The following is a 16,468-nucleotide window of genomic DNA, read 5'->3' as shown; positions in this document are numbered from 1 at the left end:
TAAACCTTAAACAAATTTTACATACTAGAAAATTAATTTTTCTAAAGTTTCCAAAACATACGTGTGCATTACTTCTCTATAATCAAGATGTGTAACGATTCTTAATTTTCCATGACCCATAGAACTAATTGAAATATTTTTTTGTTTTAATGTTTCTATCAAAACGGTATCACTGACATTACTTGCTAAAGAAAAGATTAAAATATTAGTTTCAACAGGCTCTACTGATGCTACCCAATTCACTTTTTTCAGTACTTCGGCTATTTCTTTAGCTCTTCGATGGTCTTCGCTAAGACGCTCCATGTTATGATCTAACGCATAAATTCCGGCTGCCGCCAAATAACCTACCTGACGCATTCCTCCTCCTAATATTTTTCTGATTCGCAAAGCTCTGTGAATTGTTACCTTATCAGCCAATAAAACAGAACCGATAGGCGCTCCAAGTCCTTTGGATAAACAAACAGAAATGGTATCAAACAATTTCCCAAATTGTTTTGGGTCTTGTTTTTTGGCTACCAATGCATTCCAAATTCGGGCTCCATCCATATGAAACTTCAAATTATTAGCATCACAAACCTGTTTTATTTTTTGCAAATCTTCTAGTTCATAACAAGCACCACCGCCTTTATTAGTTGTATTCTCTACACATACTAAACTGGTTAAAGGGCTGTGATAAAACTCCGGATCATTAATGGCTCCAGCCACTTGTTGGGCAGTAATCATTCCACGATTTCCATCTAATAAACAACAGGAAACTCCGCTGTTAAAAGAAACTCCTCCTCCTTCGTAATGATAAACATGAGCATATTTATCGGCTATTAATTGTTCTCCAGGTTGCGTATGTAATTTTATCGCCGTTTGATTTGCCATGGTTCCAGATGGAAAAAAAAGACCTGCTTCCATGCCAAACATTTCAGCAACTTTAGCTTCTAGCGCAATAACTGTAGGATCTTGTTTATATACGTCATCGCCAACTTGGGCTTTAAACATATACTGTAACATTTCATATGACGGCTTGGTAATCGTATCACTAACTAAATTTATTTCCATTTATTTATGTTATATTTAGGTTACGGACAAGTCACGACTTGTCTCTTCTCAAAATTTTCTTATTTTTGTGCCACAAAATTACATAATTTATGACAACTACCGAACAAATAAAAGGTATTGTAGAGCGCCTTGGTGCGTTGAGGAGGTATCTTTGACGTTGATGCCAAATTAATTGAAATTTCTAACGAAGAAGAGAAAACTTTTGCTCCCGACTTTTGGAATAACGCAAAAGAAGCGGAATTGATTGTAAAGAATCTTCGAAATAAAAAAAAATGGATTGAAGATTACAACAAAGCAATCGAAATGACTGACGAGTTGCAACTGGCCTACGATTTTTATAAAGAAGGAGAATTTACCGTCGAAGAACTAGACGATCAATACAAGCAAACCCAAGACCACATTGAAGCGATTGAGTTCAAAAATATGCTTTCGGACGAAGGTGATACTTTGAGTGCAGTAGTGCAAATAACCGCCGGTGCCGGTGGAACGGAAAGTTGTGATTGGGCTGAAATGCTTATGCGTATGTACATGATGTGGGGCGAAAAATACGGTTACAAAATAAAAGAATTGAATTACCAAAAAGGAGAGGCTGCAGGAATAAAAACCGTTACACTTGAATTTGAAGGAGACTATTCTTTTGGATATTTAAAAGGCGAAAACGGCGTTCATCGATTGGTTCGTATTTCTCCATTTGACAGTAATGCAAAGCGTCATACTTCGTTTGCATCCGTTTATGTATATCCGCTTGTAGATGACAGTATCGAAATTGACATTAATCCTGCTGATATTGAAATTACAACTTCGCGATCCAGTGGTGCTGGAGGACAAAATGTAAATAAAGTAGAAACCAAAGTACAATTGTTTCATAAACCAACCGGAATTCAAATACAATGTTCTGAAACGCGATCTCAACAAGATAACAGACAACGTGCGATGCAAATGTTACGATCTCAATTGTACGAAATTGAGTTGAAAAAGAAACAGGCACAACGCGCTGATATCGAAGCCGGAAAAATGAAAATAGAATGGGGTTCGCAAATCAGAAATTATGTAATGCAGCCCTATAAATTAGTCAAAGACGTTCGCACGGGCCATGAAACCAGCAATGTTGACGGCGTAATGAATGGAGAAATCGACGAATTCTTGAAAGCCTATTTAATGATGATGGGACAGAGAGAAGAAGAAGAATAGTTTGCAATGTTCATTTGCAGTTTTAAGTCTCTAGCTTGCATCTCAAATTTATATAAAAAACCCCTCAACTTTTGTTTAACGAAATGCTTGAGGGGATTTTTTTTGAATTTTAAAAGCTCGTTTTTCAACTGTGCCTTAGTAGCATTTAAAGCCCCCTTTTCAAAACATTGTAATTACCCATAATTATAGTTGGGTTTAGTTTGGGATCTAACCAATTTACTATCAACTTCATATTTTCCTCATTAATAGCAACACAACCCGCTGTAAAATATGGTTTTTTAACACCTAAATGAAAAAAGATAGCACTTCCTTTTCCTTTAATAACTGGGTTCATATTATATTCTATAACTATGCAATACTTGTAGGCATCATTATTCAGTAATAGATTTTCATAAGATTTTGCATTAGTAGAACCTCTAATATATTTATTATAATCGTCTGAATTGGGATCATCAATCCATTTATCTTCTTTAGTTATTTGCTGGTATTCCAATAATGTGTTTAACTTTTTTTCATAGGTAAATATTTTACCTAAACGAAAGATACCAGTTGGCGACTTGCCGTCACCTTCAATCTTTTTTTGCGAAGGCGCAAAACCATTTTTACCAACACCTACTTCTACCGAATTATATTTCACAACCCAACTCCCCTCTTTCCTCTCTAATGCTACAAGAAAAGCACTGTAACTTTCTGGCTGGTAATTATACACTACCAACAATTGTTCACAATTTTCTATTTTACGTTTACTATGATTTGCAATTAATAATGCATTTTTAATAATACTATTATCTGTTTGAGCAGCCGTGTTAATAAAAAAAAACAATACGGCAGGTAAAAATAGAAAACGGTTAAAAAGTTTCATTTATTATGGATATAGTATTCAATTGCTAGTAATAAAGTCGCATTAGAATTATAAATTCGATTGTAATTTCACCTGCAAACATAGCCAATTTATGGTAAAACCGTAACGCTGTTTGAATACTATTGTAAAAACCTAAGGCTATCAGGTCAAAGAAACTGAAACATCTACCTTTGTTAGCAGGTTAATTAATCAATCAGCGTTTCAAGAAACTTGCATAAATCCTTTTAGATTGTATTTTTATGCGATAAAACACACGGTTTAAATTTGAGCATTTACTTCAAAACAAGAAGAAAAGACTACGAACAAACAAATTTCGAATTTGATACAGTTATTCATTTACATTATAAATCAACCCGCAAATCAAGGTGTAAAATATTTTGTTTTAGAATCATGGCTTAAAATATAGTGGTTTTAACTTGTTAAAGAATTTCGAAAGATTTGGAATTATAACTCGAAATTGTTTTATTTGGTAAAAATACAATACTAAATCCAACTTGTACGAAATGAAATCCTACACAATTCAAGAAATAAATGAGATTTTAAAAGGAGAAGTAATAGGGAACACTATCCAACACATTACAGCACCTGAACAACTTGAAGCTGCCAATGAATCTGAAATTTCTTTCATTGGAAACAAAAAGTACGAAAAGTTTTGGTCTACATCCAAAGCTTGTGTCGCAGTTGTTAATGAAGATATATCAATCGAGCCAGGAGAAAACAGGGCTTTCATAAAAGTTAAAAATGCTGATCTGGCCATGTCACAAGTTTTAGCTCTTTTTGCACCTCCAACCCCATTATTTACTATAGATATTCATCCGACAGCCGTTATAGATGACACCGCAATTATTTGTAATGGTGTTCGAATTGGTGCAGGTTGTTATATTGGACCTAAAGTTGTTCTTGGAGACAATTCAACACTATATCCAAATGTCACTATTCTAGACGAATGTACCCTAGGAAAAAACACTGTAATCTGGTCTGGGGCGGTAATTCGAGAGCGTTGTCACATAGGGAACGATTGCATAATACACCCTAATGCAACTATTGGTGCAGATGGTTTTGGTTTTCGCCCTGATCCTGAAAGAGGTTTAGTGAAAATCCCACAAATCGGAAATGTAATTATAGGTAATGGTGTTGAAATTGGCGCTAATACTTGCGTTGACCGAGGAAAATTCAGTTCTACCATTTTAGGTGATGGTTGTAAAATTGATAATTTAGTTCAAATTGGGCACAATAGTAAATTGGGGAAATTTTGCATTATGGCTGGAAACAGTGGATTAGCAGGGTCCGTAACTTTAGGAAATGGTGTAATTATAGGCGGAAGCGCTTCTATTAAAGACCACACAACAATTGGCGATGGTGCCATTGTAGGTGCTGGTTCCGGTGTTACAGGAGATATTCCCGCAGGGAAAACCATGTTGGGATATCCTGCTGTCGAAGCACGTGATGCTTTAAAACAATGGGCAATTTTAAAAAGAATGGTGAACGATTCAAAAAAATAACAAATCTTGTCATTTGCTAAATTCATAAAAAAACAGAACTTAAATTCTGTTTTTTTGCTAAAACATCAATAATATATTCGGTTTTCTTTCTAAACTAACAGCTTTTAAAATATTTATCTCAATAATTTTTTTAATTTAGCGCTAATTATTTAACAACTATTTCATCATGGATTTGAACTTCAATAAAAACGAAGACCACAACAAACTTTTACTTTCAGCATTACGCCAAAAATTAAGCCTGGTTAAATTGGGCGGTGGTGAAAAACGCATTCAAAAATTACATAACGAAGGTAAAATGACTGCTCGGGAACGCATTGATTATTTGCTGGATCCCAAAGCTAAAAGTATAGAAATTGGAGCATTTGTTGGTGAAGGAATGTATGCTGAACATGGTGGTTGCCCTTCGGGTGGAGTTGTCGTGAAAATAGGATATATCAGCGGAAAACAATGCATTGTGGTGGCCAATGATGCTACCGTAAAAGCGGGTGCTTGGTTTCCAATTACCGCTAAGAAAAACTTACGTGCTCAGGAAATCGCAATGGAAAATAGATTACCAATTATCTATTTAGTAGATAGCGCCGGTGTGTATTTGCCTTTGCAAGATGAAATTTTTCCTGACAAAGAACATTTTGGTCGCATTTTTAGAAATAATGCTCAAATGAGCAGTATGGGAATCACTCAAATTGCTGCTGTTATGGGAAGTTGCGTTGCCGGTGGAGCTTATCTGCCAATTATGAGTGATGAAGCATTAATTGTAGAAAAAACAGGAAGTATTTTCTTAGCAGGAAGCTATTTAGTCAAAGCAGCCATTGGCGAAAGCATCGATAATGAAACATTGGGCGGAGCAACTACACACTGCGAAATTTCGGGTGTTACGGATTATAAAGCTAAAGATGACAAAGACGCATTAGACAAAATAAAAAATATAGTTGATAAAATTGGTGATTTCGACAAGGCAGGTTACAGCCGAATAAAATCGGTAAAACCGGCATTAGATGAAAATGATATCTATGGTATTTTGCCAAAAGCTAGAAATGAACAATATGATATGATGGAAATCATCAATCGTCTGGTTGATAATTCTGAGTTTGAGGCGTACAAAGACGGTTACGGTCAAACCATTATTACTGGTTATGCCAGAATTGATGGTTGGGCCGTGGGAATTGTTGCTAATCAACGAAAAGTGGTGAAAACTAAAAATGGTGAAATGCAGTTTGGAGGCGTAATCTATTCAGACAGTGCAGATAAAGCCACCCGATTTATCGCAAATTGTAATCAAAAGAAAATCCCTTTAATATTCGTTCAAGATGTTACTGGTTTTATGGTTGGATCTAAATCAGAACATGGCGGAATTATAAAAGATGGGGCTAAAATGGTGAATGCTGTTTCTAATTCGGTTGTTCCCAAATTTACCGTTATTGTTGGAAATTCATATGGCGCAGGAAATTACGCTATGTGTGGAAAAGCGTATGACCCAAGATTAATTTTTGCTTGGCCAAGTGCTGAATTAGCCGTTATGGGCGGAACACAAGCAGCAAAAGTATTGGCACAAATTGAAGCTTCTTCGCTTAAAGCAAAAGGAGAAATAGTTGATGAAGCCAAAGAGAAAGCCCTTTTTGACAAAATAAAAGCAAGATATGACGAGCAAGTTTCTCCCTATTATGCAGCCTCTCGCTTGTGGACAGACGCGATCATTGATCCTTTGGACACTCGAACTTGGATTTCTATGGGAATTGAAGCGGCAAATCACTCGCCTATTGAAAAAAAGTTTAACTTAGGAGTAATTCAGGTATAAAAAAGTTTTTAGTTCCAGTGTTTATTTTAGTATTCTACTAGTCTTATGCTCACTTAAACTAAAAACTGGGACAAAAATAAACAATATGAAAAAAATATTTATTTTAGTTCTTGGCTCATTATTTTTTGTTCAATGCACTTCTATTAAAAATCACAACAAACATTTGAATGATTTAATTTCTGAAAAAAAATTAAAATCTGATGTTGATTTTACTTATAAAAAACTTCAGCAATTACATCCCAATTTATACTGGTACATTTCTAAAAAAGATCTTGATTATAAATTCGATAGTTTAAAAACGACTATTCAAAATCCAATAACCAGTTTAGATTTTTACAAGAAACTGAGTCCTGTGATTGCTGCGGTAAGACAAGGTCATATGTTTCTATATCCTGCCACCAAATTAAAAACAAAAAAAGAAACCAAAGCACTTCTTAAAAAAGGAATTGGACCATTTTCACAATTTGATTTTGATTATTTCAATGATAAACTATATGTGATAAAAAATAAGTCTTATGACAAAAGCATAAAAGCAGGAACCGAAATTGTTGATATAAACGGAACAAAACCAAAAGATTTAATTCAGGAATACAATAAATTCTATACTTCCGATGGTTATAATACTACTTTAAAAACACGCAGTTCCGGCAAAAGATTTTCCTCTTTTTTCACTACTCAAAATGGCATAAAGGACAGTCTTAGATTTAATTTAAAATTTAATGACAGTTTAAAAGTAGTTACAATCAAAAGACATAAAGATGACACTACTGATAAGAAAAATAAGAAAGTCAAAAAAAGGCTAACTGAGGTTGAAAGAGCAAAATTAAAAGCAATAAAAAAGAAGAAAATAGTTAATGGGTATAATTCAGATTTAAAAAATTACAACCGAAACCTGCATTTTGAAGAAAAAGACAGAAGCGTTGCTGTAATGAAAATCAGAGGATTTAAGATTGGGGATTTTAGAACTTTTTATAAGGAAAGCTTTACTACAATTCAGAACTATAAATCGACCACATTAATACTTGATCTGAGAGATAATGGAGGTGGTCGTGTAACTGAAATCAACAATTTATACTCTTATTTATCAGATTCTACTTTTGTGTTTTTGGATAAATCTGAAGTAGTATCTAAATCAAGTCTATTCGGAGGAGCCTATTTTAATGGGGGTTCTTTCGCAGTAAAAACCATTAAAACTATTTTTTCTCCATTACTCTACACTTATTTACTTTTGACCGTTCATAAGGATAAAAATGGAAAAAATATTTATGCAACACAAACAAAACCCCAAAAAGTAAATAAAAATTCTTTCAAAGGAAAGATATATGTACTTATTAATGGAATGAGCTTTTCGGCTTCCAGCATCATTTCCTCAAATTTAAAAGGTTCAAAAAGAGCCACTTTTGTAGGAGAAGAAACGGGAGGAGCTTATAATGGAACCGTAGCGGGGTTTATGCCTCTCCTAAAATTACCCAACTCTAAATTAAAAATTAGGATAGGTTTGATGTTGATGGCTCCTCATTATAAAACAGAAATTAATGGTAGAGGTATTTTTCCAGATGTAACAATCATCCCAACATTGCAAGACCGAATTAAAGGAAATGATCCAGAAATGGATTGGATTTTGAATGATGTCAAGCCAACTCTTTCAGAAATTCCTAAAACAAAATAACTTCATAAAAAATCTAGCAACTATCAAAAAAAATAAAAATTTATTTTAAAAAAAATAAAAAAAAACATCTAAATATTTCATATAAAAATATGATTAATAAAGACTTAACGAAATTGTTCTTTGTATCTTTGATTATTATTTGGTAAAAGCAACACCCTAAATTGTACCTCATGATTTTTTTATAAAATATTTTTTTTTGCTAAGAGCTAAATTTTAATTCCAATAAAAAATGAAAAATATTTTAGATCATACCATAACTATAATGTTTCTTATGATTGTCCAGTTTGCATTTGCACAAAAAGAATCAGACAATTCATTTGCATTAGAATCTGGCATTAATTTATCATTGCCCGTTCATATACAGATGTACAGGTCCCATAGACTTGGAATTGGTGTCAATCTAAGAATTGCAGAAAAGATTACACCTACAACTGAGTTTGGACTCAGAGCGGAGTATGATTATCGGTTTACTAAAAAAAATCATCCCGATGTACCACCTGAAAGTACCGTAAAGGAAAGAGCGCTCTATAGAAATTTTAGTCTGTTTGCCATTAAACCAAATATACAATTTAACTTGAAATCAAATTGGTGTTTAGGAGCCGAAAGCGGTGTTGGTTATGCGATCTCTGACGAGGATTCAAAAATTGGATTAGGTTTTGTTGACGAATACAATGGTCCTACACGTTTTGGTTCTTGTTCTGGAATCTATTTAGGAAAATATTTTTCTAAAACGAAATACAATATATCTTTAAATTTAACAAATTTCATAGCACATGGCCATGCCGAAAATACGCTTGGACTGAAATTTAATTATTGCTTTTTTAAATAAAAAAATGCCTGTTTTTTTATTTAAAAATCTATTTTACAGCAAAAAATTTTGCGTTTTTTTTGCAAAGCATTTCCTATGTCATTAAAAATTAATACCTTAGTATATCATTTCTAAAACTAAGTATTATGAACAGCGTAAAAGAATTAAATAAATGGGCTAATACCCATACTTATTTACCAATTGATTTGTTAAGAATAGCGCTTGGTGTGTTTTTATTTATGAAAGGAATTTCCTTTATAACTAACATCCAATATCTCGCGGATTTAATATCTCCAATCGACAAAATTGGTGGAGGAATGTTTCTCATCCATTATATTGCTCCAGCACATATGGTAGGTGGAATAATGATTGTTTTTGGTTTATTGACCAGATGGGCAATAATTGCGCAATTACCAATATTAATAGCTGCTATAATTATAAATTTCATGGGAGAAATGCATTCTCAAAATCTATTATTTGCATTATTTGCATTGGCAATTTGTGTGTTTTTCCTGTTTTATGGTAGCGGAAAACATTCAGCCGATTACTATTTTAAAATGCAGAAGTAACAAATCATAAAAAAAGCATCACGCTGCTAACGGATGCTTTTTTTTATCCTTTAAATTAGTCTACAGACTTTCTTGAATTTCTTTTCTTTTTATTTTTCCGTTATGTGTTTCAATAAATTTTGAAACATAAAATATTTCTTTGGGTTTTTCATATTTATCTAATTCATCAAAAGTACTTTCGTCTAAATTCTGTTTCTCACCTTCGATAACTACTATTACTTTTTCTCCCAAAACAGGGTCTTGAATTCCGGTTACAAAAAATCTTGAATGAATTTTATTGAATAATTTATCTTCAATTTGTTCCGGAATCAATTTAATTCCGCCGCTATTGATCACGTTATCAATTCGACCCAAATATTCAAATTGACTTTCATTTATTAATTCCACTAAATCATTAGTAACAATAGTTTCGGACGAAATTTTAGGTGCATTAATCACTAAACAATTTCGATCGTCCTGATAAATTTTAATATTAGGTAAAATAGTGAAATATTTTTCTCCTGTTTTTTTGGCTGCGATGTGCGTTATGGTCTCCGTCATACCATACGTCTCATAGGTCTCTGTTTTCAACTTAGAAAGACTTTTTTCTAAAGATTTACTCATTTTAGCACCGCCAACAATCATTTTTTTAACATTTTTCAATTCAAGCAAAGAATTTTGAGCTTGCAAAGGAACCATCGCAACAAAATCATATTTAATTTCATTATGCAGCAGAGGATGTGAGCTAGGAGCGACAAAATCCATATCAAGTCCCAATATAAAACTCCTTACAAACATCATTTTCCCGGCAATATATTTTGTTGGTAAACAATGTAGTGTTCTATCGCCAGGACTCAAATTAAAAAAATCACCTGTCGCTAACGCTGAATTGACCATAGCTTGTTTTTCAATTCTAATAATTTTTGGAGCACCAGTTGTCCCGGAAGTATTAAGTTCAAGATATGACTTGTTGTCAAACCAGTCCAAAATAAAATCACCGACAGACTTTTCATGATCTTCACCTTCTTTTATAAAACTATAGGCTACTCTGCATAAATCTTTTCGGTCTAAATGAAATCCATTCAGTTTAAAATGATTGTGTACGTTTTTGTAAGTGATTGTATTCATAATATTTTTACTTGTATTTAAGTCTTTTTTTGAAAGATGTTTGTTATTCTATTTTGCCTGTTAGCTTCTCTTTCCAATTAGTCCAATTGTATTTTTTACTAAAGATAAATAAAAGTATTGGGTAAATGATGACAACAGGAAATATAACATCTAAACCAGCTGATGGTTGTGAAATATCTTTGAAAATAGAATGTGTTTGAAAAGCCGACCAATCTGATGTTACCAATAGTGCACTAACTAAGTTGTTAGCGGCATGAAATCCCAATGCTAATTCCATTCCATCATCCATCAAAGTGATTATTCCCAACATTAATCCAGTTCCTATGTAATATACTAAAATGATATTTCCCATTTTAGTTACTTCCGGATTAGAAAGATGCATAGCGCCAAAAATCACAGAAGTCATAATTAATGGAAACCACTTGTTTTTAGCGAGATTAGCAAAACCTTGCATTAAATAACCTCGAAAAATATATTCTTCCGTGCTGGTTTGAACAGGAATTAAGACCGTGCCTATTGCAACCAAAATTGCAAATGGAATCGGTTTAAAATTGATTACAAGATCAACTGGATTAGATAAATAGAAACCTAATGTGGATATAATAGTAAACATTGCCCAAATAGAAAATGAAAAAAGCACTCTTTTCCAATCAATATTTGCCCTTGATGTTGTAATAGAAAGTATCGTTTGATGATGTAAATAGCGCACAACGAACAAAATCCCAAACATCGTAAAAGCAAAGGAAATCAAGATCAAAAATAATGTCAGATTTGGTTCGAAAAAATGCATAACGTCATCATTTTCTGAAGGATATGATTTACCATTAATAAAACTGTTATACAAAATAGCAACTAATAAAGGAGCTTGACCTAAAAAAGAAGCAAGGACAATAAGCAATGATCCTAAAATATACTTCCAAAATTTATTCTCTGACTTGATACCCTGCTCTATGAACATAGATTATTTGTTTTTATATTTTATTAAAATTAGAGTAACAAATTTAACTTTTGCTACTCTAATGAAGAGCGTTAAATTCCTAATTTCCTTTATCCAAAAATCACATGATACAAATATACCATAATCCACGATGTGGAAAATCAAGAAACTGTCTACTTCTCATAAAAGAATCTAAAAAAGAACATCTAGTTATTAACTACCTTGAAAATGGACCAACTTTCGATGAATTAGAAAGTGTTCTTCAAAAGCTAGATTTTGAACCTCTTTCATTAGTTAGGCAAAAAGAAAAAATTTGGATTGAAAACTTCAAAAATAAACAAATGACTAATGATGAAATCATACAAGTAATGGTTAATTATCCTATTCTTATCGAAAGACCTATAGTAATTATTGGAGATAAAGCCATAATCGCAAGAGAATTAGATTCCGTAATTGATTTTTTATAATCTTTTTTTTTTAAAAATTAAATTAACATTTTTTTGTGATTTTACTTTTAAACCAAACCCATTTTTTACAATCTAAAATAGCATAACTAAAACTACTAGCATGCCAAAAAAATTAAAACAATACTTAGCCTTTGCACTTCTTTTTACTAGCTTACTAAATTTTGCGCAACAAGGATCCAATTCAAAACTAAAAATTAAAATTACTGGAAATGTAATAGAAAAAATAAGTAAACAGCCGCTTGAATATGCAACAATTACTTTTCTTTATCCAAAGAATCCAAAACCAGTAGCAGGTGGAATTACAAATGCAAAAGGGGAATTTGATATTGCTGTCATTCCTGGTGTTTACGATATAAAAATTGAGTTTATATCTTTCAAATTAAATCAGATTAAACAAAAAAATCTTCAGACAAGCACAAATCTTGGGCAAATCGCTTTAGAAGAAGATGCAAATCAATTAAACGAAGTTGTTATTCGATCTGAGAAAACAACTGTTGAAATCAAATTAGATAAAAAAGTTTATAATGTAGGGAATGATTTAATGGTAAAAGGTGGAACTGTAAGTGATGTTTTAGATAATATTCCATCAGTTTCAGTGGATGTAGAAGGAAATGTAAGCCTTCGTGGAAACGATAATGTAAAAGTACTTATCGACGGAAAACCTTCTAATGCAATTAATATTGCTGAAGCTTTACGATTAATCCCTGCTGATGCCATCGAAAAAGTAGAAGTCATCACTAATCCATCAGCTAGATATGATGCCGAAGGTGGCGGTGGTATATTAAATATTATTTTGAAAAAAGGAAAAAATCTTGGTTTAAACGGAACCTTTATTGCTTCTACTGGTTACCCCGATAATCACGGTTTAAGCGGTACTTTAAATTACAAATCTAAAAATTTTAATCTTTTTACCAACCAGGGATATAATTATCGAAACAGTCCGGGAAATGCGATTACAAATTCTAGATACTTAAATTCCGATAACACCACCCGAAATTACATCAACGAATCTAGAAAAAATGACAGATATAGCAAAGGATATAATGGAAACTTTGGTATGGAATGGTATTTAGATAAAACAACATCGTGGACCAATACCTTCAATTATAGAAAAAGCGCTGGAGATAATAGAGACAATGTTTTTCAAAATAATTATAATGCAAACAATGTCTATGATTACACCAGAAACCGTATCAATGAAGAAGACAGCAATAGCGAAAACGTGGAATTTGCAACAAACTTCACTACAAACTTTAAAAAAGATGGTCATAAATTAACGATTGACGGCTCATTTTCTACTAATAATGACATCAATAATGCACTAATTACGGACAACGCTACCAATTCAAATATTACAAAATTTGACCAAACTATAAATAATCAAAGTCAAAGCAGAAATTTACTTCAAACGGACTACGTTTTACCTCTTGGGAAAGGAAGCCAGTTTGAGGCCGGATACCGTGGTAATTTCACAAAACAACTTACAGATTATCAAGTACAAAATGATGGCGTAACCAACAATAACTTCACTAATACTTTAGAATATAAAGAGAAAACAAACGCAATTTACACGCAATATGGCTTTAAAGCCAATAAATTCTCTGCTCTTTTTGGATTGCGATGGGAAGATTCAAATATCGATATTAATCAGTTAGCCACTAACGATTTTAACAATAAAAAATACAATAGCTTTTTCCCTAGCGCGTTTTTCACTTATGAATTATCAGATAAAAGCAGTACTTCTATAAGTTACAGCCGAAGAATCCAAAGACCAATGGGAAGAATGTTAAATCCATTCAGCAATTTATCAAGTAACATCAATATTTTTGTTGGAAATCCGGATTTAGATCCAGCATATACCGATGCGATTGACTTAGGATATATCAAACGTTGGGACAAACTGACTTTTAATACTTCATTATACGTAAACAAAACGACTAATGTTTTTCAATTTGCAAGAAGAGAATCAGGAGATTTTGTTAATGGCACACCAGTAATTATTAGTTCACCAATTAACTTGGCTACGGAATACCGAACAGGTTTTGAATTCACCTTAAATTATTCTCCATATAAATGGTGGAAATTAAACGGAAATTTCAATTTTTTCAGAAATCAAACTCAAGGTAATTATGTTTACACTGATTTTAATAATGTCGAAATAACTCAAAATTTTGACAACACAGCAACTTCATGGTTTACAAGAATCACATCAAAAGTTACCTTGCCATACAAAATAGATTGGCAAACTAATGCAACCTATAATGGTCCGCAAAATAATGCTCAAGGAAAAAGTTTAGGTGTTTTTGCTGCCAACTTAGCGTTTAGCAAAGACATCATGAAAGACAAAGGAACTCTTTCTTTCAACATCAGCGATGTATTCAATTCCAGAAAAAGAATCATGGAAACTTACCTTCCAGGACTTGTAAGTTCTTACTCCGAAATGCAATGGAGACAAAGACAGTTTAGCTTGTCATTTACGTATCGTTTCAACAAACAGAAAAACGAAAAGGAAAAACAACCTAAGAAAAATATGAATGAAGGTGAAGGAGACTTTCAGGGATAAATAAAAAAAAGGACTCGTACAAAACGGGTCCTTTTTATGGAATATTAATTATAAGAATAAAAAAAAGGACTCGTGAAAACGGTCCTTTTTTTATGTCACAATCAGATTACACTGATTGTTGCTGTTGCTTCTTTTTAGCTCTTTTCTCTTTATACGCTTCCCAAGTAGCTCCACCTATCCAATAAGATACGAAACCAACTAAAAAAAACATCAACCAGAATCCTATCGTAAGAACGGTTAAGAAAAGTAAAAAGCCTAAGTACTGTGAAAATTCAAACATGTTTTCCGGAATTTTGAATGTAGCCACAAATGTAAGTTTAATTCCTTTTCTTACCAATAAAAAAGAACAAAAACTATCAATCAATTTTTATAAAAAGGGAATTATGCGTATTTTTGAGCACAGAATTTGGAGCTACTCCCGCTATCCGTTGCAATCTTTTATGCCGAACACCGGCATAAAAGGATTTTCACTATTATCGGGGCTAAAAATCAAACAAACTACTTAATACTTATAAATAACAACGAAATGAAATTCAGAATAGAAAAAGACACGATGGGTGAAGTGCAGGTTCCTGTAGACAAATATTGGGGAGCACAAACAGAACGTTCCCGAAACAATTTCAAAATCGGATCATCGGCTTCCATGCCAAAAGAAATTATAGAAGGCTTTGCTTATTTAAAAAAAGCAGCTGCTTACGCTAACTGTGATTTAGGCGTTTTGCCAATTGAAAAACGGGATGCAATCGCTGCCGTTTGTGATGAAATCCTAGCTGGTAAATTAGACAACGAATTTCCCTTGGTAATTTGGCAAACAGGGTCGGGTACGCAAAGTAACATGAACGTAAATGAAGTAGTTGCTAATCGTGCTCAGGTATTAAAAGGATTCAACATTGGTGAAGGAGAACAATTCATCAAAGCTAATGATGATGTAAACAAATCACAATCTTCTAATGATACTTTCCCAACGGGAATGCATATTGCAGCATACAAAACAGTAGTCGAAATTACTATTCCGGGTGTAGAAAAGTTAAGAGATACACTTCATGCTAAAGCTATTGAATTTAATACTGTCGTTAAAATTGGTCGTACCCATTTAATGGATGCTACTCCACTTACATTAGGACAAGAAATTTCGGGGTACGTAGCGCAATTAAACTACGGTTTAAAAGCGGTTAAAAATACTTTAGCACACTTATCTGAAGTGGCTCTAGGTGGAACGGCTGTAGGAACTGGATTAAATACTCCTGAAGGATATGATGTAAAAGTAGCTGAATATATTGCTGAATTTACCGGACATCCATTCGTAACTGCTGAAAACAAATTTGAAGCTTTGGCTGCTCATGATGCAATCGTTGAAACTCATGGTGCATTAAAGCAATTAGCCGTTTCATTAAATAAAATTGCAAATGACGTTCGTATGCTGGCTTCTGGCCCACGATCAGGAATTGGAGAAATCATAATTCCAGAAAACGAACCAGGGTCATCTATTATGCCCGGAAAAGTAAATCCTACTCAATGTGAAGCTTTAACTATGGTTTGCGCACAAGTAATGGGTAACGATGTTGCGATAACAGTCGGAGGAATGCAAGGTCATTATGAATTGAATGTATTCAAACCATTGATGGCAGCTAACTTTTTGCAATCAGCAAGATTATTAGGTGATGCTTGCATGTCTTTTGACGAGCATTGTGCACAAGGTATAGAACCAAACTACAAACGAATTAAAGAATTAGTAGATAATTCATTAATGCTTGTTACGGCTTTGAATACTAAAATTGGATACTATAAGTCAGCTGAAATTGCTCAAACGGCACACAAAAACGGAACTACCCTAAAAGAAGAGGCGGTACGTTTGGGTTATGTAACACCAGAGGATTTTGATGCTTGGGTTAAACCGGAAGATATGGTAGGAAGCTTGAAATAGTTATAAATTTTGAGTTACAAATTA

15 protein-coding genes are annotated in these 16,468 nt (G+C 33.1%); 10 read left to right on the top strand and 5 right to left on the bottom strand.

Going from position 1 to position 16,468, the window contains the following annotated elements; all coding sequences use genetic code 11:
- Positions 1-24 precede the first annotated feature (24 nt).
- Positions 25-1,050: a threonine aldolase family protein gene (locus ACFX5D_RS06815; RefSeq protein WP_379857479.1), complete on the bottom strand. Its 1,026-nt coding sequence runs from the start codon at positions 1,048-1,050 to the stop codon at positions 25-27.
- An 89-nt stretch (positions 1,051-1,139) separates the two neighbouring features.
- On the opposite strand from ACFX5D_RS06815, the gene prfB reads away from it, so the two are divergent.
- Positions 1,140-2,241, top strand: a protein-coding gene (prfB, locus tag ACFX5D_RS06810; RefSeq protein ID WP_379857478.1) for a peptide chain release factor 2 whose coding sequence is annotated in 2 segments (ribosomal slippage) — positions 1,140-1,202 and positions 1,204-2,241 — 1,101 coding nt in all. Because the reading frame shifts where the segments join, the coding sequence is not laid out codon by codon here.
- A gap of 145 nt (positions 2,242-2,386) precedes the next feature.
- Here the strand turns inward: prfB and ACFX5D_RS06805 are convergent.
- Entirely contained in the window at positions 2,387-3,103 is a 717-nt protein-coding gene (locus ACFX5D_RS06805) for a L,D-transpeptidase family protein (RefSeq protein ID WP_379857477.1), read from the bottom strand.
- 503 nt (positions 3,104-3,606) lie between these two features.
- Between ACFX5D_RS06805 and lpxD the strand changes: the two genes are divergently transcribed.
- The 5 genes from lpxD (at position 3,607) to ACFX5D_RS06780 (ending at position 9,446) form a co-directional block, all read left to right on the top strand.
- Positions 3,607-4,605, top strand: a complete 999-nt coding sequence (gene lpxD, locus ACFX5D_RS06800; protein ID WP_379857476.1) for a UDP-3-O-(3-hydroxymyristoyl)glucosamine N-acyltransferase — start codon at positions 3,607-3,609, stop codon at positions 4,603-4,605.
- A gap of 166 nt (positions 4,606-4,771) precedes the next feature.
- A complete protein-coding gene (locus ACFX5D_RS06795) occupies positions 4,772-6,400 on the top strand; it encodes an acyl-CoA carboxylase subunit beta (RefSeq protein ID WP_379857475.1) in 1,629 nt (542 codons plus the stop codon).
- 85 nt (positions 6,401-6,485) lie between these two features.
- The gene (locus ACFX5D_RS06790; RefSeq protein WP_379857474.1) at positions 6,486-8,069 is read left to right on the top strand and encodes a S41 family peptidase; all 1,584 of its coding nucleotides are present in this window, start codon (positions 6,486-6,488) and stop codon (positions 8,067-8,069) included.
- Positions 8,070-8,298: 229 nt separating this feature from the next.
- Positions 8,299-8,898: a hypothetical protein gene (locus ACFX5D_RS06785; protein ID WP_379857472.1), complete on the top strand. Its 600-nt coding sequence runs from the start codon at positions 8,299-8,301 to the stop codon at positions 8,896-8,898.
- A gap of 125 nt (positions 8,899-9,023) precedes the next feature.
- On the top strand, positions 9,024-9,446 hold the full coding sequence (locus tag ACFX5D_RS06780; protein WP_379857471.1) for a DoxX family protein: 423 nt from the start codon (positions 9,024-9,026) through the stop codon (positions 9,444-9,446).
- A gap of 60 nt (positions 9,447-9,506) precedes the next feature.
- Here the strand turns inward: ACFX5D_RS06780 and ACFX5D_RS06775 are convergent, their stop codons facing one another.
- Together ACFX5D_RS06775 and ACFX5D_RS06770 are read right to left on the bottom strand one after the other, a co-directional pair.
- The gene (locus ACFX5D_RS06775) at positions 9,507-10,553 is read right to left on the bottom strand and encodes an AMP-binding protein (protein ID WP_379857470.1); all 1,047 of its coding nucleotides are present in this window, start codon (positions 10,551-10,553) and stop codon (positions 9,507-9,509) included.
- A 43-nt stretch (positions 10,554-10,596) separates the two neighbouring features.
- A complete protein-coding gene (locus ACFX5D_RS06770; RefSeq protein ID WP_379857469.1) occupies positions 10,597-11,511 on the bottom strand; it encodes a CPBP family intramembrane glutamic endopeptidase in 915 nt (304 codons plus the stop codon).
- Positions 11,512-11,615: 104 nt separating this feature from the next.
- On the opposite strand from ACFX5D_RS06770, the gene ACFX5D_RS06765 reads away from it, so the two are divergent.
- Entirely contained in the window at positions 11,616-11,957 is a 342-nt protein-coding gene (locus ACFX5D_RS06765; protein ID WP_379857468.1) for an ArsC/Spx/MgsR family protein, read from the top strand.
- Positions 11,958-12,057: 100 nt separating this feature from the next.
- Positions 12,058-14,520: a TonB-dependent receptor gene (locus ACFX5D_RS06760; protein WP_379857467.1), complete on the top strand. Its 2,463-nt coding sequence runs from the start codon at positions 12,058-12,060 to the stop codon at positions 14,518-14,520.
- A 106-nt stretch (positions 14,521-14,626) separates the two neighbouring features.
- Here the strand turns inward: ACFX5D_RS06760 and ACFX5D_RS06755 are convergent, their stop codons facing one another.
- Entirely contained in the window at positions 14,627-14,800 is a 174-nt protein-coding gene (locus ACFX5D_RS06755) for a hypothetical protein (RefSeq protein ID WP_139259793.1), read from the bottom strand.
- On the opposite strand from ACFX5D_RS06755, the gene ACFX5D_RS06750 reads away from it, so the two are divergent.
- Together ACFX5D_RS06750 and fumC are read left to right on the top strand one after the other, a co-directional pair.
- Positions 14,799-15,026 carry a hypothetical protein gene (locus tag ACFX5D_RS06750; RefSeq protein WP_379857466.1) on the top strand — a complete coding sequence of 76 codons (228 nt, stop codon included), beginning with the start codon at positions 14,799-14,801 and terminating at the stop codon, positions 15,024-15,026. The genes ACFX5D_RS06755 and ACFX5D_RS06750 overlap by 2 nt on opposite strands.
- Positions 15,027-15,046: 20 nt before the next feature.
- Positions 15,047-16,444 (top strand): class II fumarate hydratase, encoded by a 1,398-nt coding sequence (gene fumC, locus ACFX5D_RS06745; RefSeq protein ID WP_379857465.1) that lies wholly within the window; start codon positions 15,047-15,049, stop codon positions 16,442-16,444.
- The last annotated feature ends 24 nt before the right edge of the window (positions 16,445-16,468 follow it).

It is taken from the genome of Flavobacterium fructosi, assembly GCF_042787335.1.
GTDB classification, from domain to species: Bacteria; Bacteroidota; Bacteroidia; order Flavobacteriales; family Flavobacteriaceae; genus Flavobacterium; species Flavobacterium fructosi.
Note: the sequence above shows the minus strand (reverse complement) of the source record. Positions and strands in the feature narration are given on the sequence as shown.